Below are 26,673 nucleotides of genomic sequence, written 5' to 3'. Positions count from 1 at the left end.
TCATGCCGAATCTGCGAGCCATAGAAACCTTTGTCAAAGCGCTGGAGGGCGGCTCCATCGCCTCGGCTGCGCGCCAGCTGGGCATTTCGCCCGCCGCTGCCAGCCAGAACATCGCGCGGCTGGAGCGCGAGCTGGGCACGCGCCTGATCACCCGCACCACCCGGTCCATGGCCTTGACCGAGGCCGGCGAGAGCTATCTGGCGCGCGTCGCACCGGTGCTCGACGAGCTCGAAAAGGCCCAGTCCGATCTCTCGCTGATTCATGGAGAGCTGCAAGGCCGCTTGCGCATTGCCTGCATGGCAGCCTTCGGCCGTCATGTGCTGGCGCCGCTGCTGCCGGCGTTTAGCGCGCTGCATCCGCGACTGGAGCTGGAGCTCTTGATCACGGACCGGCATGTGGATGTGCTCAAGGAGGACGTGGACATCAGCGTGCGCTACCGCGATGTGCTGGAGCCCGGCATGTCGGTGCGGCTGCTGGCCTCGGTGCCGCGCATTCTGTGTGCATCGCCCCAGTACCTGCAGCAGCATGGCTGCCCGCAGACGGCACAGGATCTGCTTGAGCATGCCTGTCTGCTGTATCGGCGCGAGCGCGACGGCAGGCTCATGCGCTGGCCCTTTATGCGCGATGGCCAGCGCACCGATCCGCAGCAGAAAATTGCGGCCATAGGCAGCGATATCGATGCCCTGGTGGAGTTCGCCGCTGCCGGTGGCGGCATCGCCTGGGCCGGCAGTTTCATCGTCCATGAGGAGATGCGCAAGGGGCGGCTGGTGCCTCTGGCACTCAAGCCGGCGCGCAAGGGCCAGTTGCAGTTCGAGGATGCTCCGCTGGACTTCTTCGCCTGCTTCAAAGACCGTAAATATGTGCCGGCCAAGGTCCGCGCCCTGGTGGACTATCTGCTGCAGGAGCTGCCGCAGCAGCCCGTCCTGCGTTGAGCGAGGACAGTGCGTGGCGCCTGCATTACCCGTAGCTCTTGACGCAGGCGCGGGCTAAAGGCACGGGCTAAGTAAGGGCGGCCGAGAGCCGCCTCGCAGCGAGGGCTGCGTCCCCTTGGGGAAGCGGCGAAGCCGCTCAGGGGGAGGCCTAATGTCCCAGATGCTGCGGCAGCACTTCCTGCAAGATGGTAGTGGCAATCTCTTCGATCGACTTGGTGGTGCTGGACAGCCACTCGATGCCGCTTCTGCGCATCATGGCCTCGGCCTCGGCCACCTCGTAGCGGCAGTTGGGCAGGCTGGCGTACTTGGAGTCGGGGCGGCGTTCGTTGCGGATGCTGGACAGGCGCTCGGGCTGAATCGTCAGGCCAAACAGCTTTTTGCGATAGGGCTCTAGCGCGGGCGGCAACTGCTTGCGCTCGAAGTCTTCGGGAATCAGCGGGTAGTTAGCCACCTTGAGGCCAAACTGCATGGCCAGGTACAGGCTGGTGGGAGTCTTGCCCGAGCGGCTCACGCCCACCAGAATCACGTCGGCGCCGCTCAGGTCGGCATGGGTCTGGCCGTCATCGTGAGCCAGCGTGTAGTTGATGGCCTCCATGCGCTCCAGATATTCCTTGCTCTCGCTGATGTCGGCAAAGCGGCCCACGCGGTGCAGCGACTTCTGGCCCAGTTCCACCTCCAGCGGGCGCACAAAGGTGCCGAACATGTCGAACAGCTTGCCCTTGCAGTTGGCTTCAAGGAATTCCAGCATCTCCTGATTGACCAGGGTGGTGAAGATGATGGGCTTTCTCTTCTCCACCTCGGCCACATGGTTGATCTGGCGCACGGCCTGATGAATCTTGTCCATGGAGTCCACAAAGGGGATGCGAATCAGCCTCGGCTTGCTCTCGAACTGGGCCATGATGGCCGTGCCGAAGGTCTCGGCCGTGATGCCTGTGCCGTCAGAAATGACAAAAATCGTATGGGTATGCATGGTGCGCGCAGTGATTAGGTGGGACCTGAGCAGGCAATGCCATGTCCCGGACTCTGAATCTGGTTTGAGCCACGCGACGCTCGCCGGCTCAGCCTACAATGGCGCCCATTATTCCCAAATTCAAGCCCATGCTCGTTGACGGTCGACATCCAGAACAGCAAAGCACTGCATTCAAGCAGCATGGGTTCGCGTGCCCTGGCCATTCAGCCCAGAGCCGCCTGCGTACCGGTTTTTAACTTTGGAGCTTCCCATGTCTCAACTGTTCGAAGCGACCGCTCTGGTCGTTCCGTTTGAAAAACTGAGAATGTCTGATGTCGAGTCCGTAGGCGGCAAGAACGCCTCGCTCGGCGAAATGATCTCGCAACTGCCCCAGGGCGTACGCGTGCCTACCGGCTTTGCCACCACGGCTCATGCATTCCGCGAGTTCCTGGCATTTGAAGGTCTGGCCGGCAAGATCTCGGCCAAGCTGGCTGCCCTGGACGTGGACGATGTCCGCGCTCTGGCCGCTGTGGGCGCGGAAATCCGCGCCATGGTGGAAAACCAGCCTTTCCCTGCCGATCTGGAGCAGGCCATCCGTGAGGAATTTGTTCGCCTGCAAGGCGGCAATGCCGAGGCATCGTTTGCCGTGCGTTCTTCCGCCACGGCAGAAGACCTGCCCGATGCATCGTTTGCCGGCCAGCAGGAAACCTTCCTGAACGTGGTGGGCATCGAAGACGTGCTGCACAAGATGAAGGAAGTGTTCGCGTCGCTTTACAACGACCGCGCCATCTCCTACCGCGTGCACAAGGGCTTCGAGCACGATGTGGTGGCCCTGTCCGCCGGCGTGCAGCGCATGGTGCGCTCCGACAAGGGCGCTGCCGGCGTGATGTTCACCATCGACACCGAATCCGGTTTCGAGGAAGTGGTCTTCATCACCTCCAGCTACGGCCTGGGCGAGACCGTGGTGCAGGGTGCCGTGAACCCCGACGAGTTCTATGTGCACAAGCCCATGCTCAAGGCTGGCAACAAGGCGCTGATCCGCCGCAATCTGGGCTCCAAGCTGATCCAGATGATTTTTGCCACGCCCGAGGAAAAGGCTGCAGACGGCAAGCTGGTCAAGACCACCGATGTGGCTCACGAGTTGCGCAACCGCTATTCGCTGACCGACGAGGAAGTGCAGCAGCTGGCACATTACGCTCTGGTGATCGAGCAGCATTACGGCCGCCCCATGGATATCGAATGGGGCAAGGACGGCACCGACGGCCAGCTCTACATCTTGCAGGCGCGTCCCGAAACCGTGAAGAGCCAGGCCAAGGGTCAGGCCGAGCTGCGCTACAAGCTCAAGGGCACTGGCACCGTGCTGGCCGAAGGTCGCGCCATCGGCCAGAAGATCGGCACCGGCCCCGTGCGCCTGGTGTCCGACATCTCGCAGATGGATCAGGTGCAGGCCGGCGACGTGCTGGTGACCGACATGACCGACCCCAACTGGGAGCCCGTCATGAAGAAGGCTTCGGCCATCGTCACCAACCGCGGTGGCCGTACCTGCCACGCAGCCATCATTGCTCGCGAGCTGGGCATCCCTGCCGTCGTGGGCTGCGGCAATGCGACCGATCTGCTCAAGGCCGAAACACTGGTCACCGTGTCCTGCGCGGAAGGCGATACCGGCAAGATCTATGACGGTCTGCTGGAAACCGAAGTGACCGAGGTCAAGCGTGGCGAGATGCCCAGCATCTCCACCAAGATCATGATGAACGTGGGCAACCCCCAGCTGGCTTTCGACTTTGCCCAGCTGCCCAACGAAGGCGTGGGTCTGGCCCGCCTGGAATTCATCATCAACAACAACATCGGCGTGCACCCCAAGGCCATCCTGGACTACCCCGCCGTTGACGCGGATCTGAAGAAGGCTGTCGAGTCCGTGGCCCGCGGCCATGCATCTCCCCGCGCGTTCTACGTGGACAAGGTGACTGAAGGCGTGGCAACGATTGCCGCCGCTTTCTGGCCCAAGCCCGTGATCGTGCGCATGTCCGACTTCAAGTCCAACGAATACCGCAAGCTGATCGGCGGCAGCCGTTACGAGCCCGAGGAAGAGAACCCCATGCTGGGCTTCCGCGGTGCAGCGCGCTACATCTCGGCCGAGTTCGGTGAAGCCTTCAAGATGGAATGCGAAGCCCTGCGCCGCGTGCGTGAGGACATGGGTCTGACCAACGTCAAGATCATGATCCCCTTCGTGCGCACGCTGGGCCAGGCCAAGCGCGTGACCGAGCTGCTGGCCGAGAACGGACTCAAGCGCGGCGAGAACGGCCTGCAGCTGATCATGATGTGCGAAGTGCCCTCCAACGCAGTCCTTGCCGAAGAGTTTCTCGAGTACTTCGACGGCTTCTCCGTGGGCTCCAACGACCTGACCCAGCTGACCCTGGGCCTGGACCGCGACTCGGGCCTGGAGCTGCTGGCCGCCGACTTCGACGAGCGCGATCCTGCCGTCAAGAAGCTGCTGGCCCGTGCCATCAAGGCCTGCCGCGACCAGAACAAGTATGTAGGCATCTGCGGCCAAGGCCCTTCGGACCACCCCGACTTCGCCAAGTGGTTGGCCGATGAAGGCATCTCGTCCATCTCTCTGAACCCTGACAGCGTGGTCTCCACCTGGCAGAAGCTGGCTGAATAAGCCTTGCGCATCGGCATGCAGACGCATCACGCGCCCGTGCATGACGATGCTGTGTCGGATGCTCCGCGACAGGCATTCGATGCTTTGGGCAATCCGGTGGAAGTCACCTTCCCGCCGGATCTGCACGATACCTACCACCTGAGACTCAAGGCCTTGCTGCTGACGGTCTGGGTGGTATTTTCATTTGGCATCTGCTACTTTGCGCGCGATATCCAGGCGCTGGTGCCCGACTGGCCCGTGGCCTACTGGATGGCGGCCCAAGGGGCGGTCCTGATGTTCCTGCTCATCATCGTGGTCTATTGTGTGGCCATGGATTATTTCGAACGCCAGCAGGCGCGTGACGAGGCGCGCAAAGCGGCTGAGGCTCACGACGCCTCCTCTGCCACTTCCGATCTTCATGCCTGAGCGGTCAGTTCTGAGCCGTGCCTATCACTGGCGGCTGCATCGCATCCTGTTTCTCTATGTGCTGGGAACGGCAGGCTTTCTGCTGACCATGCTCTGGGCCGAGGAGCGCGGGCTCTCTCGCCACTGGATCGGGCCCATCTTCCTGTTCTCCACGGTGATGGTGTACGCGGCCATCGGCGTGTATTCGCGCACCAGCGATGCCGAGGAGTATTTCGTCGCCGGCCGGCGCATTCCGCCTTTCTACAACGGCATGGCGGCTGCTGCAGACTGGATGAGCGCAGCCTCCTTCATCAGCCTCTCCGGTGCGCTTTATCTGCAAGGCTTTTCGGGAACCGGCACGCAGCCCGGCGGACTGGCCTATGTCCTGGGATGGACGGGCGGGTTCTGTCTGGTCGGTATGCTGATTGCCCCCTATCTGCGGGCCATGAATCTCTATACCGTGCCGGATTTCTTTCAGGCGCGCTATGGCGGACGTTGGCCGCGCATCATTGCTGCGCTGGCGGCCATCACCTGTTCCTTCACCTATGTGGTAGCGCAGATCTACGGCGTGGGCCTGATTGCCGCGCGGCTGACCGGCGTGCAGTTCGAGATCGGCATCATGCTGGGGCTGGGCGGCGTGCTGCTGTGCTCGTTCCTCGGCGGCATGCGGGCGATCACCTGGACCCAGGTGGCGCAATATGTGGTGATCCTGCTGGCCTTCATGCTGCCTGTCTCCTGGCTGGCCTACAAACAACTGGGCAACCCCTGGGCGCAGCTGGCCTATAGCCAGCAATTGGGCAAGATCGGCGCCATGGAGCAGCAGTTGCTTTCCTCAGAGGCCGAGCAGTCGGTGCTGGAGGCCTATCGCACCCGCGCTCAGGTGCTGCAGGCCAAGCTGCGCGATGTGCCCAATGTGCTGGCGGCCGAACGCCAGGCACTGAGCGAGCATATCCGCGAGCTGCGCACCAGCAGTGGCAATATCGGCGCCATCATGGCCGCCAGCCGGGAGCTGGCCGCCATGCCCAAGGACGAGGCGGCGGCGCGCGAGCTCTGGAGCCGTGAGTTGCACGAGGCCTATGAGCGGGCCAAGCCGCTGGGCGGCATGCCGCTGCAAAGCCAGCCTTTCGCGGGGGATCCGGATGGCTCGCCGGCCGAGCAGCAGGCCTATGAGGAAAGTCGGCGCAACTTTCTGGCGCTGATGTTCTGCCTGATGGTCGGCACGGCCGGGCTGCCGCACTTGCTCACGCGCTATTTCACGGTTCCCTCGGTGTCTGCCGCACGTACCTCCGTGGCCTGGTCGCTGTTCTTCATCGGGTTGCTGTATCTGGGGGCGCCAGCCTTGGCTGTACTGGTGAAATACGAGGTCATGAGCAATCTCGTTGGCACGCATTTCGATGCCTTGCCGAACTGGATAGCGCAGTGGTCAAGGGTGGACGCCTCGCTGCTGTCGGTGGAGGACATCAACGGCGATGGCATTTTGCAGTTTGCCGAAATCCGCATGGGGGCCGACCTCATCATGCTGGCCACTCCAGAACTAGGCGGCATGCCTTATGTGCTCTCGGGGCTGGTGGCTGCGGGCGGACTGGCGGCGGCCCTGTCCACGGCCGACGGCCTGCTGCTGACCATCAGCAATGCCCTGGTGCGGGATCTCTATTTCCAGGAGCGCCAGCGCCTGGATACGCGCAAGCGCCGCATCTCGCCTGAACAGCGCGTGATTCTTTCCAAATTCGCATTGCTGCTGGTGGCCCTGTCGGCGGCGTTTGTCGCGGCGCGTCGCTCTTCGGACATTCTTCCCATGGTCTCTGCCTCCTTTTCTTTGGCGGGCTCGGCTTTGGTTCCGGCCATGGTGCTGGGCATCTTCTGGCGTGGCACCACGCGTCGTGGCGCGGTGGCCGGCATGCTGCTGGGCCTGGCCGTGACGCTTTACTACATGGCCTCGCACGTTCCGGGTCTGCAAGGGGTGCTGCCGTCGATCCTCCGTGGCGAGGCACTCTGGTGGGGTATTCAGCCCATCTCGGCCGGAGTGTTCGGTGTGCCGGTGGGCTTGGCCACCACATTGCTCGTCAGCTGGTGGGAGCAGCGACGGGCGAGAGCTTGAAAACTCTTGATTGGATGGCCTTCAGCGATCTTTTGAATCAGGTTCAAGGCAGTTTTCTGCTGAATATCCGCCGCGAACTGATCTGGAGCATGCGCGGACCAGGCTTGCAGGAAAACCCGCTTTTCAGCTGCAGCCATAGCTGCCACCCTGCAGGGCGGAAAGCAATTCAATGCACAGAGGGCGGGGTCGATGTATCTAGTCAAAACACCCGAGGGCCAGCTGGCCTTCAAGGAGCGCCATGCCGATCTGAGCCAGCGGCTGCGCTCGGCCTTTTTGCTGTTTGACGGTCGTCGCAGTCTCATGCAGGTGCTGGAGGCGACCTCGGCGCTGGGTGTGAACAAGGACGATATTCTGGCGCTGGTCGGCAAGGGCTGGCTGGCCACAAGAGAGTCGTCCGTCGCGACCGATGCAGCAGCACAGGCCCATGCATCTTCGCTCTCAAAGAGCAGTTCGGCATCGTTGGCAGCTGCTGACGTCGACCCTGGCAGCGCCCAGAGGCGTTACCAGAGAGCCTATCCGATAGCGGTGTCCATCACGGGGGCTCTGGGGCTCAAGGGCTTCAGGCTGAATCTGGCGGTGGAGGCGGCCATGGGTTATGAGCAACTGGCAGCGCTGGCTCCGCGCATACGTGATGCTGCGGGTGACAAGGCCTATATGTCGTTGCACAGGGCGCTGTTTGAGGCGGAAGAGACATAAGCACCATCTGTGTCGAGCCTCTCGCAAAGAAAAAAGCGGCCTCAGAGAGAGCCGCTTTTTTGATGAGCCAGCCTGTTTTTTAGACAGCCAGCAGTTCCACGTCAAACTTAAGCGTGGCGTTGGGCGGGATCACGCCACCGGCGCCGCGCGCGCCATAGCCCAGGGCAGCGGGGATCAGCAGCGTGCGCTGGCCGCCCACCTTCATGCCCTGCACGCCTTCGTCCCAGCCCTTGATGACCATGCCGGCGCCCAGGGGAAAGACGAAAGGATCGTTGCGGTCCTTGCTGGAGTCGAACTTGGCGCCTTGCACGCCATTGTTGTAGAGCCAGCCGGTGTAGTGCACGGTCACGTTCTGACCGGCCTTGGCTTCGGCGCCTTCGCCCACGACGGTGTCTTCGTATTGCAGGCCGGAGGCAGTAGTGTTGAATGCCATGATGATTTCCTTTCAGCGCAAAGCAGAAAAAGGCGATGGAAAAAAGGGCCCGCCAAGCACGCTTGGGGCCCTTGGATGATAGTGGTGCACCCGCTTGCTGCCAGTTCCCCGGCCGCAACAGCGGCAAGGTTTACTTCTTGGCGCGCGCGGCAACCCAGCGGTTGGCAAAGGCTTGTACATCGGACAGGCGCTTGAGCAGATCCTGCCCGGTCAGGGTGACGGTGTAGCCGTCGCTGCCATGCTCGAGCAGGCCGCACTCGCGCAGCTCCTTGATACGGGTGTTCAAGGTGTTGGGGGTGATGCCGCCCACACTGTCTTGCAGCAGTCGGAAGGTCTGGGGATGACCATCCCGCAAAGCCCACAGCACGCGCAGCGCATAGCGGCATTCGAGCTTCTCGAACAGCTGGTTGATGGCGGCGTTTTCCTTGGAGCTCATGGACGCTTCTCCTTGCGCAATGATGTTGTCGAGCTGGGCGCACTAGGCGCTTTCAGTGCCATGTCCAATGGACTATAGCGGTTAATTTATTTTGCTACAAGTTTAGTAGCTTCAAATCTTCGACTGCAACGCCTTGAAGTGATAAAGGCCACAAACAGCGCGCAAGTGTTGCGGGTCAGCCACGAATCAGGGAGAAGACTCGCTTGCTTCAGGGTTTGTAGCAATAGGGGCAGGGCTGAAGCAGCCCTGGGGACAGGGTGGCGAGCCATGCCGGAAGTGTTAGTGCTGGCTTAGGTGTTTCTGGGTGTAAAAATTGACTCTGATCATTGATTTGTCAGAGCAAGCAGCTATGGAAATCATAGTTCCTGCTTTTGTGCCGGCATTTGCTTGAGTTGCACCAGCACCTGCAGCAGACGGTTGATCGGCGTGGCAATGCCCAGGGCCTGACCGCGTCGCACCACATAGCCGTTGAGATGGTCGATTTCCGTGGTCTTGCCCCGCGCCAGATCCTGGGCCGTGGAAGAGAGCTGTCGGGGCATGGTGCGCGCTATGGCCGCTACAGCCTCGTCCACGGAGGCCGGTAGCAGCACGCCGTCGGCCAGAGCTACGGCCTTGCATTCGGCGGCAATATCCTGCATGACGGCGGGTACGCCCTGCTGCGCTATCAGCCAGCCATAGGGCTGCTGGGTGAGGGCGGAGAGTGCGTTGTACACGCAGTTGATGATGAGTTTTTGCCAGAGTGCGGTCAGCACGCCGTCCGAGGTCTGGGTGGGGATGTTTGCTGCGCTGAACTGGAGTGCAATCTCGTCACCCTGCGGACAGGGCGCGATGAGCAGCTCGCCTCGGCCGAAGTGACGCACATGGCCTGGGCCGGCCATGGCTGTGGCGACATAGACCACGGCAGCAGCCACCGGCTGCTGGCTCAGCACCAGGCGCAGGCGCCGGTCGTTGTCCACGCCGTTCTGCAAGCTCAGTACCTGGGTGTGCGCTGCCAGGTGGGGTTTGATCTGTGCAGCCGCTGCTTCGGTGTCGGTGGATTTCACGCAGAACAGCACCACATCGGCGCCTGCCACAGCACTGGCTTCGGTGCTGGTGGTGATGGGGATGTTCAGATCTTCTGTCGCCGTCTGCAGCCGCAGCCCGTGCTGGCTGATGGCCTGCATATGCGATGCTCTACCGATCAGCGTGACAGGGTGGCCGGCGCGTGCCAGCAGAGCACCAAAGTAGCAGCCCACCGAGCCCGCACCCATGACGGCAATGGACAGGCGGGGGGAGGCGGCGGTGTGGTTGACCATGTTCATGCGGCTATCTCGCAAAGAGGCTCAGCTCTTGAGCTTGAGCAGATAGGTCATCAGCTGGGCGGTGGAGGTTTCGACCTCCAGAAATTCATGCAGTGCCTTGCCGGTTTGCCAGGAAGAGTTCCAATTATTGCTGACCAGGGCTTGCTTCCAGCTGTCCTGGTTGCTTGCATGGTCGATAGCGGCCAGCAGTTGCTGGGCGCGTTCTGCCGGCAGATTCTTGCCTGTAAAGACGGCACGCCAGTTGGACATTTCAGCATCCAGACCCTGGTCGCGCATGGAGGCAATGCCGAACATGGCACGGCGTGACGAAACACCGAGGGCGCGCAGTTTGCCCGCCTGCAAGGCTTCTCTGAACTCGCTGTAACCAGAGATTCCCACCTGCACCTGCTTTTGCAGCAGGGCCTGGAGCACATCGTTACCGCCGGCAAAGGGTTTGTATTGCAGTTGCTCCGCATTGGCCTTGGCCAGGCGGGCCAGCATGCCTGCGTACATATGGTCCACACCGCCTGCAGAGCCTCCGGCAATGGTCAGTGCCGGCAGGTTCTCGCGCATGGCCTTGGCCAGTGCCTTGGGGTTGGCAAGCGGCGAGTCGGTGGGCACGGCCACTACCAGATAGTCGCTGGTCAGGCGCGCAAGGGGCTGTACCTGCTGCAGCGCGGCCGAATTCTTGTTCAGCGCCAGGGCGCCGACCATGACCATGCCGCCGATCAGCAGGCAGTTGGGGTCGCTGCCATAGCGTTTGGTGTACTCGGCCAAGCCGATGGTGCCGCCCTTGCCGCCGATGTTTTCATAAACGACCTTGTCCACCGTGCCGCTGCTGGTCAGCGCGGTGCCCAGGGCGCGGCCGGTCTGGTCCCAGCCGCCGCCGGGGTTGGCGGGGATCACGATACGCAACTGCGTGCCAAGGCGTTGAGGCGGATTGGCGATGGCAGCAAAAGGTGTAGACAGCAAGGCAGCGCAATAGCTTAGCCAGTGGCGACGTGTCAGGGCATTGTTCGCGTGGGGGGTATTCATGTCTGTCTCCGTTGTTATGTGTCTTTTGGTGGGTTTGGCCGCAAGCGAAGGCTTGCTGACCTGGGCTGCATGCGAAAAAGCCCCGACCTGGGGCAGGTCGGGGCTTTGAGTAGCAGGGAACCGGCGCGCCGGTTCCTCGGACTGACTTTACAGCGAGTCGATGAAGCTGCGCAGCTTGTCGGAGCGCGAAGGGTGCTTGAGCTTGCGCAGCGCCTTGGCTTCGATCTGACGGATACGCTCGCGCGTCACGTCAAACTGCTTGCCGACTTCTTCCAGCGTATGGTCAGTGGACATTTCAATACCGAAGCGCATGCGCAGCACCTTGGCTTCGCGAGGCGTCAGGCCGTCGAGAATGTCCTTGACCACATCGCGCAGACCGGCCTGCATGGCGGCGTCGATAGGCGCCGTGTTGTTGCCGTCCTCGATGAAATCGCCCAGGTGGGAATCGTCGTCGTCGCCGATGGGGGTTTCCATCGAGATCGGCTCCTTGGCGATCTTCATGATCTTGCGGATCTTGTCCTCGGGGATCTCCATCTTGGCTGCCAGGATGGACGCATCGGGCTCGAAACCAAACTCTTGCAAGTGCTGGCGCGAGATGCGGTTCATCTTGTTGATGGTCTCGATCATGTGCACGGGGATGCGGATCGTACGGGCCTGATCGGCGATGGAGCGCGTGATGGCCTGACGAATCCACCAGGTCGCATAGGTCGAGAACTTGTAGCCGCGACGATATTCGAACTTGTCCACGGCCTTCATCAGACCGATATTGCCTTCCTGGATCAGATCCAGGAATTGCAGACCGCGGTTGGTGTACTTCTTGGCGATGGAGATCACGAGACGCAGGTTGGCCTCGATCATTTCCTTCTTGGCATCGCGGCTGGCGCGCTCGCCGCTGTTCATGCGCTTGTTGATGTGCTTGAGCTCTTCCAGAGGCACGACCACGCGGGCCTGCAGGTCGATCAGGTTCTGCTGCAGCTCCTGCACAGGCGGAATATTGCGCTCCAGCACGGCGCTGTAGTTCTTGCCTGCCGCCACTTGCTTGATGACCCAGTCCAGGTTCAGCAGATTGGGCGGGAAGTCCTTGATGAACTGCTCCTGGGGCATGCCGCACTTGTCCACGATGATCTTGCGCAGCTCGCGTTCCTTCTTGCGCACATCGTCCACCTGGGCGCGCACCAGATCGCAGAGCTTTTCAATCGTCTTGGCTGTGAAGCGAATGGTCATCAGCTCTTCGGTGATGGCCTTCTGCACCTTCATGTATGCCTCGGTGCCGTAGCCTTCCTTGTCATACACCTTGTGCATCTTGTCGAAGAGCTCGCGCATGGAGTCAAAGCGACCCAGGGCTTCGTTCTTCAGCTCTTCGAGCTTCTTGGTCAGAGCCTTGGAGCCGCCCTTGCCGTCATCGTCGTCTTCTTCGTCGTATTCGTCGAAGTCTTCTTCGGCCACATAGTCGTCGTTCTCGTTGGCATTGACGAAGCCGTCCACCACGGTGGAGATGACAACCTTGCCTTCGCGGATTTCCTCGGCCATGTTGAGGATTTCGGCGATGGTCGCAGGGGAGGCCGAGATGGCTTCCATCATGTCCATCAGACCGCCTTCGATGCGCTTGGCGATTTCGATTTCGCCTTCGCGTGTCAGCAGTTCGACGGTACCCATTTCACGCATGTACATGCGCACGGGGTCGGTGGTGCGACCGAATTCTGAGTCCACGGTGGACAGAGCCGCTTCGGCCTCTTCTTCCGCTTCTTCTTCGGTGGTGGCCGACTGGCCGGTGTTGTTCAGCAGCAGGGTTTCCGCATCGGGAGTCTGCTCGTACACGGCCACGCCCATGTCGTTCAACATGGAGATCACGACTTCCAGCGTTTCGGCATCGACCAGCTTGTCGGGCAGGTGGTCGTTGATTTCGGCGTGGGTCAGGTAGCCGCGGGTCTTGCCCAGCTTGATCAGCATCTTCAGACGCTGACGGCGGGTGTTCATTTCCTCTTCGGTCAGAACAGTCTCGTCCAGGCCGAATTCCTTCATCAAGGCGCGTTCCTTCGCCTTGCTGATCTTCATGCGCAGAGGCTTGGCCTTTTCGGCAGGAGCAGCAGACGCTTCGGTCGATGCCTCCTCTTCGACTTCGCCTTCCAGATCGCTGTCGATATCCGACAGGTCTGCATCATCCATGTCCTCGTCGGCCTCCTTGGCCTTGGGCTTGCGACCGCGCTTGGCGGGAGCCTTGTCGGCATCGGCACTGGCAGCAGGGGCCTTGACGGCGGCTGCCTTCTTGGCAGCAGGGGTCTTTTTGGCGACAGTCTTCTTGGCGGCAGGAGCGGCAGCTGTGTCGTCGTCTTCTTCGGCCTTCTTGCGGCCGCGCTTGGGAGTTGCCTGCGCCAGCAGCGCATCGGCCATGGCTTTGAGTTCGGCTTGTGACTTGGTAACCACGGTGGTGTCTTTCTTTGCTTCGGCTGCAGATGCAGCACTCTTCTTCACAGCAGGCTTGCTGGCACTGGCCTTTTTCGCGGGCTCTGCTGCGGAAGTGGAAGTTTTAGAGGTCTTGGGCTTTGCTGAAGCTTCTGGGGCCTGCTTGGACTTCACGGACTTTGAAACGGGCATGAACACCTCTCACGGTACGAACACACACAAACACACAAAGGAAAACGGAAAATGCAAACAAACGCCATGAAAGCTGGCGCAAGAACAGGTCTAGCCTGTCCGGTGGAGCACAAAGACTCCATGGCAAGATGTTGGGGCGATCATTTGGTATGCAATCCTTGCGAGAAATGGGCCATGCAGTTGCTGCCATCACGTGATTTCTTCACGGTGCCCGGGTCGGAGGTGTTGCTGTCGCTCTTGCCTATATCCACTAAATTATACCTTTTTTAAAGATGTCAAGAGGTGGAGCTAATAATTACAGATAAATTTTTTCGCCGCTGTTGAAACTCAATGTAACGTCTTGCGGCTGTGGGGTCTGTAGCAATTTCCTTGAGAGCCTTGGCTTCTTCGCGCTTGAGGTGATCCACCAGGATCAGATTGAGCGTGCCGCGTAACTCCTTGCGCAACTCGTCCACTTCGCCTTCAGGGTTGGCATGGGCGCCGCTCATGAGCTTGTGGGCCAGCGGCTCGCAGGGTGAGCCTTGCAATTGCTCGCGCAGCACTGCCCAGGAGCGCGGCCCGGATTCGGTGAACTGGGCCTCCAGCCAACGGAACAAGGGGGCATGGCTTTGGTTGCAGCGAGCCAGGGCATCGAAATCCTCATGGGTCATCTCTTCCATGAACTCCATGTGACACATCAGCAGGCGTGCGGCCTGATCTTCGCGGCTGACCGGCGTGGGGCGCGGGCCCAGTTGTGGCGGATTCCAGTCCTCACCCTTCTTGCCCCAGGGCTTGCGCTGGCGGCCGAATTCCTTGCGGCCCGACCAGTTGCCACCATCGCTGCCTCCGCTCTGGCTTGGGTAGGAGGGGCTGGGTGCACCTGCGTCAGTCCAGTCGGGAGCGCTTTCCCAGTTGCCCGCAGGAGCATCCCATTCCGGTGCCTGAGGGCCGGGGGGCGCAGGCGCGCGGCGGGCAATGGGGGCGGTGCGTGCGGCTTCCTGCGCCCAGATATCGGAGAGGTCGCGCGAGTCCAGCTGGGCCAGGGCTGCGATTTCGGAGAGCAACTGGCGTTTGAGCGCGCCGTCGGGCAGCAGCGACCACAGCGGCCGGGCGTTGCTGGCCATGTGGGCACGGCCTTCTGTCTGTCCCAGATCGCAGCCTTCGCTGGCCGATTCGATGAGAAAGCGGCTCAGTGGCGTTGCATCGCCTACATAGCGCGAGAAGGCCTCGGGGCCGAATTCGCGGATGAAGCTGTCGGGGTCGTGCTCCGAAGGCAGGAACAGGAATTTGATGGAGCGCGTGTCGGTTGCCAGCGGCAGGGCTGCATCCAGAGCCTTGCGCGCGGCGCGCCGGCCCGCGCCGTCGCCGTCGAAGCTGAAGACCACGGCATCGGTGAATCGAAACAGCTTTTGCACATGCTCGGGCGTGCAGGCCGTTCCAAGCGTGGCCACGGCATTGGCAAAGCCGAGCTGGGCCAGCGCCACCACGTCCATATAGCCTTCGGTGACCAAGGCGTAGCCCATGTCGCGCAGGGCCTGGCGGGCCTCGTAAAGGCCGTAGAGTTCGCGGCCCTTGTGGAAGACCGGGGTTTCGGGCGAGTTCAGGTACTTGGGCTTTTCATCGCCGAACACCCGCCCGCCAAAGCCTATGCACTCGCCTTTGACATTGCGAATCGGGAACATGAGCCGGTCGCGAAAGCGGTCGTAGCGGCGGCTGTCGTCCCCGCCGACGATGACCAGCCCGCATTCTTCGAGCTGCGGGTTGTCGTACTCGGCAAATACGCTGGCCAGACCATGCCAGCCTGCAGGGGCATAGCCCAGGCCAAAGCGCTTGGAGACTTCGCCGGAGACGCCGCGCTTTTTCAGATACTCGATGGCTTTCGGAGCTGCCTTGAGCTGCTTGCGATAGGACTCGCCGGCTTTTTCCAGCAGATCACTCAGTGTTTCCGCCTTTTGCTTTTGCTGAGCCTGGCGCTGGCGCTCGGCGGGACTGATGTCGTCCTGCGGCACTTGCAGACCGCATTGGTTGGCAAGCTCCTGCACGGCTTCGACAAAGCCCATGCCGGCATGCTCCATCAGAAAGCCGATGGCATTGCCATTCTTGCCGCAGCCAAAGCAGTGAAAGAACTGCTTGCTGGGGCTGACGGTGAAAGAGGGCGACTTCTCGCTATGGAACGGGCATAAGCCCATGAAGTTGGCGCCGCCCTTTTTGAGCTGTACATAGCGGCCCACGATGTCGACGACGTCGACGCGGGATAGCAACTCTTGGATAAATGATTGGGGAATGGCCACCCGCGTATTCTGCCTTTTTCGGCAATGGCCGAGGGCGCGGCAGGAATGGAGCAGGCGGGCAAAAAAAAGCCTGCACCCATGGGTGCAGGCTCAGGTCTCCTGATGCCTGGGTCATTGCCAGGCTCTCCTCTAAAACGTCTCCTCCGCCACTCAGTCTTGAGGCTTGCGACCGGCTCCGTGCGGGCAGAGATGCCGGTCTTGCACTGCCAGTGCAGGCAGTCATGTACTCAAAACATGTGCGCATTCTAAAAGCGATTCGAAGTCCTGGTGATTGGTCTGTCAGATAAATGATGTCTTATAGATGACTTGCATGAGTTGGCCCTGCCTAGGGAATGAGGGGGTTTTTCAATAGGATTTCATGTGGTTGATTTCAAATGAATTTATCGATTTTCAGAAGCTGTTGAAAGTACTGTTTCGCTGAATGACCATTTGCATTGCTCTGGTTTGTCTGTGCATGTCGCATGCCGGTTTGCCGGTGCGGAGCGGCCATTTCGGGCGCAACTGCTTGATCCCGATCACAACAGGCCCGCATGGCGCTCGGTTGTAAGCCTGGCGTGACGGATGCTGGAGTACAAAACGCTCAGGAGACAAACATGACAAGTTCTTTCGATCTGAACCTCGCCCCAAATACCGCCAACCATGCCGCGCTGACGCCGCTGAGCTTTATTGCCCGCACGGCCGAGGTCTACCCCGAGCGCCTGGCCATTGTTCACGGCGACTTGCGCCAGAGCTGGGCGCAAACCTATGCGCGCTGCCGTCAGCTGGCCAGCAGCCTGCAGAAAATCGGCATTGGCAAGAACGACACCGTGGCCGTAATGCTGCCCAATACGCCGCCCATGGTGGAGGCGCACTTTGGCGTGCCCATGGCCGGTGCCGTGCTCAACACGCTCAATACCCGGCTCGATGCCGAGACCCTGGCATTCATGCTGGATCACGGCGAGGCCAAGGCCTTGATCGTGGACCCCGAGTTCGCGGCCTTGATGGCTAGGGCGCTCAAGCTGCGCCAGAGCACCGCGCCCATCTATGTGATCCAGGTCGAAGACCCGGTTTACGGCGAGGCGGCCGAGCAAATCGGTGCTACCGACTATGAGAGCTTTGTGGCCCAGGGCGATGCCGGTTTCGACTGGCAGTTGCCCGGCGACGAATGGGATGCGATTGCGTTGAACTACACCAGCGGAACCACGGGCAATCCCAAGGGTGTGGTCTACCACCATCGCGGCGCGCACAACAACGCCATCAGCAATGTGCTGGAGTGGGACATGCCCAAACACGCCGTCTATCTGTGGACGCTGCCCATGTTCCACTGCAACGGCTGGTGCTTCCCCTGGACGGTGGCCGCACGCGCGGCGGTCAATGTCTGCCTGCGCCGGGTGGATGCGCAGGCGATTTTTGACGCCATTCGCAACCATGGCGTGAGCCATTACTGCGGCGCGCCCATTGTGCACAGCCTGCTGGTGAATGCGCCGGCTGCCATGAAGCAGGGCGTGCCCGCAGGCGTCAAGGCCATGGTGGCAGGGGCTGCGCCGCCTGCATCGATGATAGAGGGCATGGAGGCCATGGGCTTTGACATCACCCATGTCTACGGCTTGACCGAAACCTATGGCCCGGCCACGGTTTGCGCCAAGCATGGGAGCTGGAATGCGCTCGATATCGGCGAGCGCGCCCGCCTGAACTCGCGCCAGGGCGTGCGCTACCACCTGCAGCGCTCTGCTGCCGTGCTGGATCCCGAAACCATGCAGCCCGTGCCGCGCGACGGCCAGACCATGGGCGAGATCATGTTTCAGGGCAATATCGCCATGAAGGGCTATCTCAAGAACCCGCAGGCGACGCAGGAAGCCTTCCGCGGCGGATGGTTCCACAGCGGCGACCTAGCCGTTCAGCATCCCGACGGCTATATCCAGATCAAGGACCGCAGCAAGGACATCATCATCTCGGGAGGCGAGAACATCTCGTCCATCGAAGTGGAGGATGTGCTCTATCGCCACCCTGCCGTGCTGGCTGCGGCCGTGGTGGCCAAGCCCGACCCCAAATGGGGCGAGACGCCCTGCGCCTTCATCGAGCTCAAAGCCGGAGCCGAGACCACGGCCGAAGACATCATTGCCCACTGCAAAAAGCATCTGGCCGGCTACAAGGTGCCGCGCGCCGTGGTGTTTGGCGAACTGCCCAAGACCAGCACGGGCAAGATCCAGAAGTTCGAGCTGCGCAAGCAAGTAGGCTCGGCTTCAGCTATCTCGGTTTGAGATCTGGCCGTAAACAAAGAAGCCCGGTGCTCCAACTCTGTGGGCAGCGGGCTTTCCCGTGTCTGTCAGTTCAGTAAATTTGATAGCTGCTAGCGCCTGCTATTCATGGAATTTGGATAGTTTTCAATCTGAAATCTATAAATAACCTGCGCAATAAGCTCTGAATGAGATAGCGGCAACTGGTTGGTGCGTCACGCCAGCTCGGGCGGCATGCGCTGCCAGCCTTCGGGCGTCACACGCAGCACCTCGGCGCGACGCGTATCGGCATCGATATGCCAGTCGCTGAGCACGATGCGCCACTGCTGCCTGCCCAGTGCGTGGTCGGCGGGCTGATGAGTGTGGCCGTGAATCAGCCAGGGCGCTTGCGCGGCCTGCATCCAGGTGGCACTCATCTGCGCGTCGGCATCTGCGTAGGGCGCGCCGCTTTGCTTGCGTTGCTCGCTTTCGCTGCGTGCCGATCTGCCGATCGCGCGGCGCACGGCCAGGGGCTGGGCCAGCAGTTGCTGTTGCCAGGCGGCGGAGCGCGAAACAGCGCGGAATTGCTGGTAATCCACATCGTCAAGGCACAGTGCATCGCCATGGCTGAGCAAGATGCTGGTGCCTGCCCACCGCAGCACCGTGGGGTCGGAAAGGCCGGTCATGCCGCTGCGGCGCAGAAATTCGTCGCCGGCCAGAAAGTCGCGGTTGCCGACCATGAAGAACAGCGGGCGCTGCTGCGCCGCCTCGCGCAGCACGGCAGCGCATTCGGCTTCGAAGCTGCCGGTTTCATCGAGTGCATCGTCACCCACCCAGACTTCAAACAGATCGCCGAGGATAAAGATGGCGTCGGCCGTGCTGCGTGCCAGATAGCTGCGCCAGGCTTCAACCGTCTGCGGCTCCGAAGGCTGCAGATGCAGATCGGAAATGAAATCAAGCGTGCGCCAGTGGGGCTCAGCCTGGAGCTGCGCGACTTGAGGAGCGGCAGTGCGTGGATCAGAAGATTCAGCCATGAATGAAAAGTGCGCAGCCTGAAAACAATAACGGCCTCACAAAGAGACGGCAAGCAAGGGCCGCCCCGCAGCGAGGCCGTCGTCCCCCTCCGCGAAGCAGAGAGGGGGAAGGCGCGTTAGCGCCTCAGGGGGAGATTACAGTGCCACGGCCTTGTCGATCACCACGGCGTCGAAAGGCACGTCGTCGTGGAAGCCCTTGCGAGTGGTGCGCACCTTCTTGATGGCGTCCACGACTTCTTCACCCTTGACCACCTTGCCGAACACGGCATAGCCCCAGCCCTGGCCGGTGGGAGCGGTGTGGTTCAGGAAGCCGTTGTCCACGGTGTTGATGAAGAACTGGGCGGTTGCGCTGTGAGGATCGCTGGTGCGAGCCATGGCAATCGTGTACTTGTCGTTCTTCAGGCCGTTCTTGGCTTCGTTCTCGATGGGAGCAGCGGTTTCCTTCTGCTTCATGTCGGCTGCGAAACCGCCGCCCTGGATCATGAAATTCTTGATCACGCGGTGGAAGATGGTGCCGTTGTAGAAGCCCTGATTCACGTAGTTCAGGAAGTTCTCTGTGGACTTGGGCGCATTCACGGCGTCCAGTTCCAGGGTGATCACGCCCTGGGTTGCGGTGTCAGCCACGTTGATGGTCACGTGCAGTTCGACTTGGGGATTGCTCATGTCTGTGCTTTCTAGAGGATGGAGTAAAGAGGCTGGCGCGGCCCGGCAGGTGCAGCGCCGCCGGGGTGTTTACTTGATTTCGGTGGCGGAGAGGATTGTTACCGGCGTCGTGGGCACATTCTGGTGCATGCCACGGTTGCCCGTAGCCACGGCGCGGATTTTGTCCACCACATCCATGCCCTTGACGACCTTGCCGAAGACGGTATAGCCATGGCCGTCGGGCTTGGGGGCATTGAGCATGTCGTTGTTCACCACATTGATGAAGAACTGCGAGGTGGCGGAATTGGGGTTGCCGGTGCGCGCCATGGCAATCGTGCCGCGGTCGTTCTTGAGGCCGTTGCTGGCTTCCAGCGGAATCGGGGCGCGTGTGGGCTTTTCGTTCAGATTGGCGTCCATGCCGCCGCCCTGGATCATGAAGCCGTCGATGACGCGGTGGAACACCGTGCCGTCATAGTGCTTGTCGCGCACATACTGCAGAAAATTGGCGGCGCTCTTGGGGGCCTTGGCATCGTTGAGCTCGACCACGATATCGCCCATGCTGGTCTTGAGCTGCACCTTGGATTGCGCCTGGGCCAGGCCGGGGGTGGCAAAAACAGTGGCTGTCAGCGCAATCGCGGACAGGGCCTTGAGGCTGTTTCGACGGAAATTCAGCATGGTCATATTCCTGGGTAAGTGGGCCTTGGGCAGGGCCGCAGGGATGGCGGCTGCGAAAAACAGGCTTGAGGCAGCTGAGGGCGCCGGCCTGCTTCACAAGAGGGAGAAGGGCGGCGATGGCAAAAAACGGGTTCAGCGTTGTGCAGGCTGGGCCGGGGCAGGCGTTGCGAGAGAGGCCGCAGGCTGCAGCAAGTCCTTGAGCTGCTTGAGCTTGGGGTTCAGGGCTGCTGGGCGGCCGCCCTTGGCCAGGGACTGCGCATAGGACTGATAGGCCAGGCGGGCATAGATATCGCCCAGGTTCTCGTGCGCCACGGCATAGTTCGGATTGTTGCGCACGGCAGCTTCGAGCGCGGCGCGGGCGCGATCCAGGTCACCCTGGCGTGCATAGATCACGGCCAGGTTGTTATAGGGCTCGGGCAGCTCGGGATAGTCCTCGGTCAGCTGGCGAAACGCTGCAATCGCGTCCTCGGTCTTGCCGTCATTGCTCAGTGCGATGCCGCGCAGAAAACGCATCTGCGGGTCGCGTGAATTCTTGGCCAGATAGGCGTCTGCTTTTTGCAGCGCCTGCTGTGTCTTGCCGCTCTTGAGCAACTGGGCAACATCCGTGTAATCGTCGGCGTAGGCGCTACCTGCAGCGAGCAAGGCAGCCAGGGCTGCCGCACGCGCTGCGGTACTGAACAAGTTGCGTACAGGCATGTAGGTGCTTTCATGGCGCCGCAAAACTGCGCTGCGGCGGGAGCTTATACTGCGGGGAATTGTAGCTGAGGGGTGTGCGGCGCTTAGGCGTCTGGCCGGACCGGGATGTGTCTGGATGCTAGTGCGCATTTTTCAGCCTCAGGGAATGGCAGGCATGGTTTATGCATCGCAGGCATGACCAGTGCTGCTGCTCGCCACCCTCTCTCCCTATTTCAAGATTCATGAGTTTGCGTATCTACAACACGCTGTCGCGTGCACTGGAATCGTTTTCGCCGCTTGAGCCGGGCCATGTGCGTATGTACGTCTGTGGCATGACGGTCTATGACCTCTGCCACCTGGGCCATGCACGCTCCATGGTGGCTTTCGACGTGGTGCAGCGCTGGCTGCGCGCCAGCGGCTACAAGGTGACCTATGTGCGCAACATCACCGACATCGATGACAAGATCATCAAGCGCGCGGTGGAAAACGGCGAGACCATACGCAGCCTGACCGACCGCATGATCGATGCGCTGCACCAGGACGCGGATGCGCTGGGCATCGAGCGCCCCACGCTGGAGCCGCGCGCCACCGAGTATGTGCCGCAGATGCTGAGCATGATTGCCCGCTTGCAGGGCAAGGGCCTGGCCTATCAGGCCGGCAACGGCGATGTGAACTACGCCGTGCGCAAGTTTTCTGGCTACGGCAAGCTTTCGGGCAAGTCGCTGGACGAGCTCAACGCCGGCGAGCGTGTGGCCGTGGCCGACGGCAAGCACGACCCGCTGGACTTTGTGCTGTGGAAGTCGGCCAAGGTGGACGAGCCCGCCGACGTGAAGTGGGCCAGCCCCTTTGGCGAAGGTCGCCCCGGCTGGCATATCGAGTGCTCGGCCATGGGTTGCGAGCTGCTGGGAGAGAGCTTCGACATCCATGGCGGCGGTGCGGATCTGCAGTTCCCTCACCACGAAAACGAGATCGCCCAGAGCGAAGGTGCGACCGGCAAGCCGTTCGCACGGACCTGGATGCACAACGGCTTCATCAACGTGGACAACGAGAAGATGTCCAAGTCGCTGGGCAACTTCTTCACCATCCGCGACGTGCTCAAGGAGTACGACGCCGAGACCATCCGTTTCTTCGTCGTGCGCAGTCACTACCGCAGCCCGCTGAACTATTCCAATGTGCATCTCGATGATGCGCGCGGTGCGCTCAAGCGCCTCTATACCGCGCTGGACCTGGTGACGCCTGCCGAGGTGCAGATCGACTGGAGCAATCCCTATGCCGCCCGCTTCAAGGCGGCGATGGACGAAGACTTCGGCACGCCCGAGGCCGTGGCCGTGCTCTTCGAGCTGGCCGCCGAGGTCAACCGCAGCAAGTCGCCCGAAGTGGCTGGCTTGCTCAAGGCCCTGGGGGCCTGCCTGGGCCTGCTGCAGGCCGAGCCGCAAAAGTTTCTGCAGGCTGGTGCCGAAGGGGTGGACGCGGCAGCGATCGAGGCGCAGATTGCCGCACGCGCAGAGGCCAAGGCTGCCAAGAACTGGGCCGAGGCCGACCGCATCCGCAAGGAGTTGCTCGATCAGGGCATCGTCCTCAAGGACTCGGCTGCGGGCACGACCTGGGAAGCGGCCGCCAAGGGCTGAGGCTGCATGCAATATTCCATCAACTGTGTGAGCAGTGCGGAGAGTCGTGCATGAGTGCGGCCAAGCATCTGGACACCATGGAGTTTGAGCAGCTGCCGCTGGTGGCTGATCTGCCCGTGCCCATGGGGCCGGCTGCGCCTTTGCCTGTAGCGCCTTTGGGGGCCGCAGCCATTGCTCAGCCTGCGGGTACATCTGCAAAGCAGGCAGTTGCGTCCAAAGCGGCCGCTCCAAAGATCCATCTGGATTTGCCTGATGGTGTGCCCGCCTATTGGGCTGAGGCCTGTCGTCAACTCATGCGCCGCGATCGTGTGCTCAAGCGCCTGATTCCGCAACTCGGCAGCCAGGCTTTGTTGCCTTGCGGGCAGGAGCAGGCCTTTGCCACGTTGGCCCGGTCCATCATCGGGCAGCAGATTTCGGCGAAGTCCGCCAAGACCTTGTGGAACAAGTTCGCCAGGCTGCCTGTTGCCATGCAGCCCGAGCAGGTGCTCAGGCTCAAGGTGGACGATATGCGTGCGGTGGGGTTGTCGGCCCGCAAGGTGGACTATCTGGTCGATCTGGCTCTGCACTTCACCGAGAACCGTCTGCACATGGATGAATGGGCTCAGATGAGCGATGAAGTCATCATTGCCGAGCTGATGTCCATACGCGGTCTAAGCCGCTGGACGGCCGAGAATTTTCTGATTTACTGTCTGGGGCGGCCCAATGTGCTGCCTCTGGACGATGCCGGTTTGATACAGGGCATCTCTCTCAATCATTTTTCGGGCGATCCTGTCAGTCGCAGCGATGCCCGTGAAGTTGCCGAGGCTTGGAAACCGTGGTGTACGGTTGCAACTTGGTATATTTGGCGCTCGCTCGAGGCGCAGCCTGTGGCTTGATGACATCTGTCCACTGGCCGATTGCAAGGATTGCAACAGGCTGGCACAAGGAGAAATACGTTGGCGAAAAAGAACTTTCTGGATTTTGAGCAGCCCATTGCCGAACTCGAATCCAAAATCGAAGAACTGCGCTATGTGCAGACTGAAAGCGCAGTAGATATCTCGGAAGAGATCGATCAGCTCAGCAAGAAAAGCCTGCAGCTGACCAAGGACATCTACAGCGACCTGACCCCCTGGCAGATCACCAAGATCGCACGCCATACCGAGCGCCCCTATACGCTCGACTATGTGCGCGAGTGCTTTACCGACTTTGTCGAAATGCACGGCGACCGCCACTTTGCGGATGACCAGTCCATCATCGGCGGCCTGGCGCGCTTCAATGGCCAGCCCTGCATGGTGATCGGTCATCAAAAGGGCCGCGATACCAAGGAGCGTACGCTGCGCAACTTCGGCATGACGCGTCCCGAGGGCTATCGCAAGGCCTTGCGTCTGATGAAGACGGCCGAGAAGTTCAAGCTGCCCGTGTTCACTTTCGTGGACACGCCCGGCGCCTTCCCAGGCATCGATGCCGAGGAGCGTGGCCAGTCAGAAGCCATCGGTCGCAACATCTACGAAATGGCGCAGCTGCAGACCCCCATCATCACCACCATCATCGGTGAAGGTGGCTCGGGCGGTGCGCTGGCCATTGCAGTGGCAGACCAGGTGCTGATGCTGCAGTACTCCGTGTACTCGGTGATCAGTCCCGAAGGCTGCGCTTCCATTCTGTGGAAGACCGGCGAAAAGGCCCAGGAAGCGGCAGACGCCATGGGCATCACTGCTCACCGCCTCAAGGCGCTGGGTCTGGTGGACAAGATCGTCAACGAGCCTGTGGGCGGTGCTCACCGCGATCACAAGCAAATGGGTGCCTTCCTCAAGCGTGCGCTGGGCGATGCCTATCGCCAGCTGACCGATCTCAAGCCCAAGGAACTGCAGGATCGTCGCTACGACCGCATTCAGAGCTATGGCAAGTTTGCCGACACCAAGGCCGACAACCGCTGAGCCAGCGGGCTTGATGCCGCTTGCGCACAATGGCTCCTTCGGGAGCCATTTGTTTTTTGTCGAGAGTTTATGAGCGAAATACGCCTTAATCCCTTGCTGGGTAGGCGTTGGCTGCTATTGAATTTGAAAGAAGGGGTCTGTTGTTCATGCAAGCCCAGTCAGATGCTGACTTGTTGGTGGCTTCGGCCGGCCGGGTGGATGCCGCAGTGGCTGCATTCAATCCAGCGCTGCCGCTGGTTGTGGCCTTCAGCGGCGGAGCCGATTCGTCAGCTCTGCTGCTGGCCTGCCATGCGCGCTGGCCAGGGCAGGTGCGGGCGATTCATGTGCACCATGGTTTGCAGGCTGCAGCTGATGAATTTCAGCGGCACTGCGAGCAGCTGTGCGCCCGGCACGGCATTGCCCTCAAGGTCTGCGCCATCAATGCGCGCAATGTGCAGGGACAAAGCCCCGAAGATGCGGCGCGGCAGAGGCGTTATGCGGCCTTGATTCAGGAGGCCCGGCAGCCTTGGCTCGATGCGCAGGGTGCTGCGCTGGATGCGGTGCGCTCCATGGCGCTGGCCCAGCATGCCGACGATCAGGTCGAGACTTTGCTGCTGGCGCTCTCGCGCGGTGCCGGTGTGGCCGGCCTGGCGGCCATGCCTGGGCATTGGCAAAGAGCAGGGCTGGAATGGTTCAGGCCCTTGCTGGAGGTGCCGGGGCAGGCGCTGCGCGACTGGTTGCGGCTCAGGAATTTGAGCTGGGTCGAGGATCCGACGAATGCCGATCCAGGCTACACGCGCAATCGCATCCGGGCTCAGTTGCTGCCGGTGCTGGAACAGGTCTTTCCGCAGTTTCGCAGTACGTTTGCACGCAGCAGCGCCCATTGCGCCCAAGCGTCGCAGTTGCTGGACCAGCAGGCGGCGGCAGATCTGCAACTGGTGGGGGTGCCGCCCGCCATCAAGGCGCTGCAGAGTTTGAGCGAGCTGCGTATGGGTAATGTCCTGCGTTATTGGTTGCGCACCGAGCATGGCACCACGCCGACGGCGGCACAGCTTGCGCAGCTCATGGCACAGCTCGGCGTTTGCACTACGCGAGGGCACCGCATCCACATCAAGGTGGGGCGAGGTTTTGTAGAGCGCCAGGGGACAAGTCTCGGTTGGTACAATTCCTAGGTTTTGGTTTTTTTACCTGTACGAAAACCGCCGGCGCGCCAAAACCTTTGTGACCTGCGCCGTGGCTGCTGTTTCGTCACCCTTTAGTATCCAATGGCACTGATCGTTCATAAATACGGCGGCACCTCGATGGGCTCGACAGAGCGCATCCGCAACGTCGCCAAGCGTGTGGCCAAATGGGCTCGGGCAGGTCACCAGTTGGTGGTTGTGCCCAGCGCCATGAGTGGCGAAACCAACCGTTTGCTGGGTCTGGCCAGCGAACTGGCTCCCAGCCACGCCAAGAGTTCGTACTATCGTGAGCTTGATATGCTGGCCGCCACTGGCGAGCAGGCATCCTCAGCGCTGCTGGCCATTGCGCTGCAGGCTGAAGGCATGGAGTCGGTCAGCTATGCGGGCTGGCAAGTGCCCGTGCGCACCGATAGCAGCTACACCAAGGCTCGCATCGAGTCCATCGACGACAAGCGCGTGCGTGCCGACCTCGAGGCAGGTCGTGTCGTGATCGTGACCGGCTTCCAGGGTATCGATCCCGAAGGCAATATCACCACGCTGGGGCGTGGCGGCTCCGATACTTCGGCTGTGGCCGTGGCTGCCGCCCTGAAGGCGGCCGAATGCCTGATCTATACCGATGTGGATGGCGTCTACACCACCGATCCCCGTGTGGTGCCTGCTGCCAAGCGCCTGGGTACGGTGAGCTTTGAGGAAATGCTGGAAATGGCCAGCCTGGGCTCCAAGGTGCTGCAAATCCGTTCCGTGGAGTTTGCAGGCAAGTACAAGGTGCCCATGCGCGTGCTGTCGAGCTTCACGCCCTGGGATATCGATCTGGAAGAAGAAGCCAAGTCTGGCACGCTGATTACTTTTGAGGAAGACGAAAAAATGGAAAAGGCTGTCGTATCCGGCATCGCTTTCAACCGTGGCGAGGCCAAGATCTCCGTGCTGGGCGTGCCTGATACCCCCGGCGTGGCTGCTGCCATCCTGGGCCCCGTGGCTGAT

22 protein-coding genes are annotated in these 26,673 nt (G+C 61.2%); 11 read left to right on the top strand and 11 right to left on the bottom strand.

Going from position 1 to position 26,673, the window contains the following annotated elements:
* Positions 1–2: 2 nt before the first annotated feature.
* Complete coding sequence (locus AAIL67_RS12640; protein ID WP_063661425.1) at positions 3–932, top strand: LysR family transcriptional regulator; 930 nt, start codon at positions 3–5, stop codon at positions 930–932.
* 148 nt (positions 933–1,080) lie between these two features.
* Here the strand turns inward: AAIL67_RS12640 and AAIL67_RS12635 are convergent, their stop codons facing one another.
* Complete coding sequence (locus AAIL67_RS12635; RefSeq protein WP_003057637.1) at positions 1,081–1,902, bottom strand: pyruvate, water dikinase regulatory protein; 822 nt, start codon at positions 1,900–1,902, stop codon at positions 1,081–1,083.
* A 250-nt stretch (positions 1,903–2,152) separates the two neighbouring features.
* On the opposite strand from AAIL67_RS12635, the gene ppsA reads away from it, so the two are divergent.
* From ppsA to AAIL67_RS12615, 4 genes are all read left to right on the top strand, one after another.
* The gene (gene ppsA / locus AAIL67_RS12630) at positions 2,153–4,543 is read left to right on the top strand and encodes a phosphoenolpyruvate synthase (protein ID WP_034378888.1); all 2,391 of its coding nucleotides are present in this window, start codon (positions 2,153–2,155) and stop codon (positions 4,541–4,543) included.
* A 15-nt stretch (positions 4,544–4,558) separates the two neighbouring features.
* Positions 4,559–4,948, top strand: a complete 390-nt coding sequence (locus tag AAIL67_RS12625; RefSeq protein ID WP_034378961.1) for a DUF4212 domain-containing protein — start codon at positions 4,559–4,561, stop codon at positions 4,946–4,948.
* Complete coding sequence (locus AAIL67_RS12620) at positions 4,941–7,025, top strand: VC_2705 family sodium/solute symporter (protein ID WP_343484142.1); 2,085 nt, start codon at positions 4,941–4,943, stop codon at positions 7,023–7,025. Before AAIL67_RS12625 ends, AAIL67_RS12620 begins: the two co-directional genes overlap by 8 nt.
* 189 nt (positions 7,026–7,214) lie before the next feature.
* Complete coding sequence (locus AAIL67_RS12615; RefSeq protein WP_059441191.1) at positions 7,215–7,721, top strand: hypothetical protein; 507 nt, start codon at positions 7,215–7,217, stop codon at positions 7,719–7,721.
* Between the two features lie 79 nt (positions 7,722–7,800).
* Here AAIL67_RS12615 and AAIL67_RS12610 read toward each other — a convergent pair whose 3' ends face one another.
* From AAIL67_RS12610 to dnaG, 6 genes are all read right to left on the bottom strand, one after another.
* Positions 7,801–8,154, bottom strand: a complete 354-nt coding sequence (locus AAIL67_RS12610; protein ID WP_003070674.1) for an FKBP-type peptidyl-prolyl cis-trans isomerase — start codon at positions 8,152–8,154, stop codon at positions 7,801–7,803.
* 130 nt (positions 8,155–8,284) lie between these two features.
* Positions 8,285–8,590: a winged helix-turn-helix transcriptional regulator gene (locus tag AAIL67_RS12605; RefSeq protein ID WP_003057624.1), complete on the bottom strand. Its 306-nt coding sequence runs from the start codon at positions 8,588–8,590 to the stop codon at positions 8,285–8,287.
* A 356-nt stretch (positions 8,591–8,946) separates the two neighbouring features.
* Complete coding sequence (locus AAIL67_RS12600) at positions 8,947–9,891, bottom strand: ketopantoate reductase family protein (protein WP_063661421.1); 945 nt, start codon at positions 9,889–9,891, stop codon at positions 8,947–8,949.
* A 21-nt stretch (positions 9,892–9,912) separates the two neighbouring features.
* A complete protein-coding gene (locus AAIL67_RS12595; RefSeq protein ID WP_343484141.1) occupies positions 9,913–10,905 on the bottom strand; it encodes a tripartite tricarboxylate transporter substrate-binding protein in 993 nt (330 codons plus the stop codon).
* 147 nt (positions 10,906–11,052) lie between these two features.
* Positions 11,053–13,500, bottom strand: coding sequence for an RNA polymerase sigma factor RpoD (rpoD, locus tag AAIL67_RS12590; RefSeq protein ID WP_343484140.1), 2,448 nt, complete (start codon positions 13,498–13,500; stop codon positions 11,053–11,055).
* Positions 13,501–13,775: 275 nt separating this feature from the next.
* Positions 13,776–15,770, bottom strand: a complete 1,995-nt coding sequence (dnaG, locus tag AAIL67_RS12585) for a DNA primase (protein ID WP_343484139.1) — start codon at positions 15,768–15,770, stop codon at positions 13,776–13,778.
* Positions 15,771–16,363: 593 nt separating this feature from the next.
* On the opposite strand from dnaG, the gene AAIL67_RS12580 reads away from it, so the two are divergent.
* Positions 16,364–18,010, top strand: coding sequence for an acyl-CoA synthetase (locus tag AAIL67_RS12580; RefSeq protein WP_343484138.1), 1,647 nt, complete (start codon positions 16,364–16,366; stop codon positions 18,008–18,010).
* 191 nt (positions 18,011–18,201) lie between these two features.
* Here the strand turns inward: AAIL67_RS12580 and AAIL67_RS12575 are convergent, their stop codons facing one another.
* From AAIL67_RS12575 to AAIL67_RS12560, 4 genes are all read right to left on the bottom strand, one after another.
* Entirely contained in the window at positions 18,202–18,999 is a 798-nt protein-coding gene (locus AAIL67_RS12575; RefSeq protein ID WP_224650106.1) for a UDP-2,3-diacylglucosamine diphosphatase, read from the bottom strand.
* 135 nt (positions 19,000–19,134) lie between these two features.
* Entirely contained in the window at positions 19,135–19,662 is a 528-nt protein-coding gene (locus tag AAIL67_RS12570; RefSeq protein WP_034360031.1) for a peptidylprolyl isomerase, read from the bottom strand.
* Positions 19,663–19,731: 69 nt separating this feature from the next.
* Complete coding sequence (locus AAIL67_RS12565) at positions 19,732–20,316, bottom strand: peptidylprolyl isomerase (protein ID WP_034360075.1); 585 nt, start codon at positions 20,314–20,316, stop codon at positions 19,732–19,734.
* Between the two features lie 132 nt (positions 20,317–20,448).
* Complete coding sequence (locus AAIL67_RS12560; RefSeq protein ID WP_034360033.1) at positions 20,449–21,012, bottom strand: tetratricopeptide repeat protein; 564 nt, start codon at positions 21,010–21,012, stop codon at positions 20,449–20,451.
* Positions 21,013–21,233: 221 nt separating this feature from the next.
* On the opposite strand from AAIL67_RS12560, the gene cysS reads away from it, so the two are divergent.
* The 5 genes from cysS to AAIL67_RS12535 all read left to right on the top strand — a co-directional run.
* Positions 21,234–22,619, top strand: coding sequence for a cysteine--tRNA ligase (gene cysS, locus AAIL67_RS12555; protein WP_343484137.1), 1,386 nt, complete (start codon positions 21,234–21,236; stop codon positions 22,617–22,619).
* A gap of 50 nt (positions 22,620–22,669) precedes the next feature.
* Positions 22,670–23,494 carry a DNA-3-methyladenine glycosylase 2 family protein gene (locus tag AAIL67_RS12550; protein ID WP_343484136.1) on the top strand — a complete coding sequence of 275 codons (825 nt, stop codon included), beginning with the start codon at positions 22,670–22,672 and terminating at the stop codon, positions 23,492–23,494.
* Between the two features lie 60 nt (positions 23,495–23,554).
* Entirely contained in the window at positions 23,555–24,532 is a 978-nt protein-coding gene (locus AAIL67_RS12545) for an acetyl-CoA carboxylase carboxyltransferase subunit alpha (protein ID WP_003057594.1), read from the top strand.
* A gap of 140 nt (positions 24,533–24,672) precedes the next feature.
* Positions 24,673–25,683: a tRNA lysidine(34) synthetase TilS gene (tilS, locus tag AAIL67_RS12540; RefSeq protein WP_224650112.1), complete on the top strand. Its 1,011-nt coding sequence runs from the start codon at positions 24,673–24,675 to the stop codon at positions 25,681–25,683.
* A 93-nt stretch (positions 25,684–25,776) separates the two neighbouring features.
* Positions 25,777–26,673, top strand: an 897-nt coding sequence (locus AAIL67_RS12535) for an aspartate kinase (RefSeq protein ID WP_343484135.1), incomplete at its 3' end; no start/stop codon positions are given.

The sequence above is a fragment of the Comamonas sp. A7-5 genome (genome assembly GCF_039581385.1).
Classification (GTDB): domain Bacteria; phylum Pseudomonadota; class Gammaproteobacteria; order Burkholderiales; family Burkholderiaceae_C; genus Comamonas; species Comamonas thiooxydans.
The sequence above is the reverse complement of the archived record's forward strand: the minus strand, read 5'-3'. Positions and strand labels throughout refer to the sequence as shown.

Coding starts and splice junctions, on each gene's coding strand:
- AAIL67_RS12620 (WP_343484142.1), top strand. CDS start 4,941: ATGCCTGAGCGGTCAGTTCTGAGCCGTGCCTATCACTGGCGGCTGCAT.
- rpoD (WP_343484140.1), bottom strand. CDS start 13,500: ATGCCCGTTTCAAAGTCCGTGAAGTCCAAGCAGGCCCCAGAAGCTTCA.
- AAIL67_RS12600 (WP_063661421.1), bottom strand. CDS start 9,891: ATGAACATGGTCAACCACACCGCCGCCTCCCCCCGCCTGTCCATTGCC.
- AAIL67_RS12615 (WP_059441191.1), top strand. CDS start 7,215: ATGTATCTAGTCAAAACACCCGAGGGCCAGCTGGCCTTCAAGGAGCGC.
- AAIL67_RS12640 (WP_063661425.1), top strand. CDS start 3: ATGCCGAATCTGCGAGCCATAGAAACCTTTGTCAAAGCGCTGGAGGGC.
- AAIL67_RS12605 (WP_003057624.1), bottom strand. CDS start 8,590: ATGAGCTCCAAGGAAAACGCCGCCATCAACCAGCTGTTCGAGAAGCTC.
- AAIL67_RS12570 (WP_034360031.1), bottom strand. CDS start 19,662: ATGAGCAATCCCCAAGTCGAACTGCACGTGACCATCAACGTGGCTGAC.
- AAIL67_RS12595 (WP_343484141.1), bottom strand. CDS start 10,905: ATGAATACCCCCCACGCGAACAATGCCCTGACACGTCGCCACTGGCTA.
- ppsA (WP_034378888.1), top strand. CDS start 2,153: ATGTCTCAACTGTTCGAAGCGACCGCTCTGGTCGTTCCGTTTGAAAAA.
- AAIL67_RS12560 (WP_034360033.1), bottom strand. CDS start 21,012: ATGCCTGTACGCAACTTGTTCAGTACCGCAGCGCGTGCGGCAGCCCTG.
- AAIL67_RS12625 (WP_034378961.1), top strand. CDS start 4,559: ATGCAGACGCATCACGCGCCCGTGCATGACGATGCTGTGTCGGATGCT.
- AAIL67_RS12565 (WP_034360075.1), bottom strand. CDS start 20,316: ATGCTGAATTTCCGTCGAAACAGCCTCAAGGCCCTGTCCGCGATTGCG.
- AAIL67_RS12575 (WP_224650106.1), bottom strand. CDS start 18,999: ATGGCTGAATCTTCTGATCCACGCACTGCCGCTCCTCAAGTCGCGCAG.
- cysS (WP_343484137.1), top strand. CDS start 21,234: ATGAGTTTGCGTATCTACAACACGCTGTCGCGTGCACTGGAATCGTTT.
- AAIL67_RS12580 (WP_343484138.1), top strand. CDS start 16,364: ATGACAAGTTCTTTCGATCTGAACCTCGCCCCAAATACCGCCAACCAT.
- AAIL67_RS12635 (WP_003057637.1), bottom strand. CDS start 1,902: ATGCATACCCATACGATTTTTGTCATTTCTGACGGCACAGGCATCACG.
- AAIL67_RS12610 (WP_003070674.1), bottom strand. CDS start 8,154: ATGGCATTCAACACTACTGCCTCCGGCCTGCAATACGAAGACACCGTC.
- AAIL67_RS12550 (WP_343484136.1), top strand. CDS start 22,670: ATGAGTGCGGCCAAGCATCTGGACACCATGGAGTTTGAGCAGCTGCCG.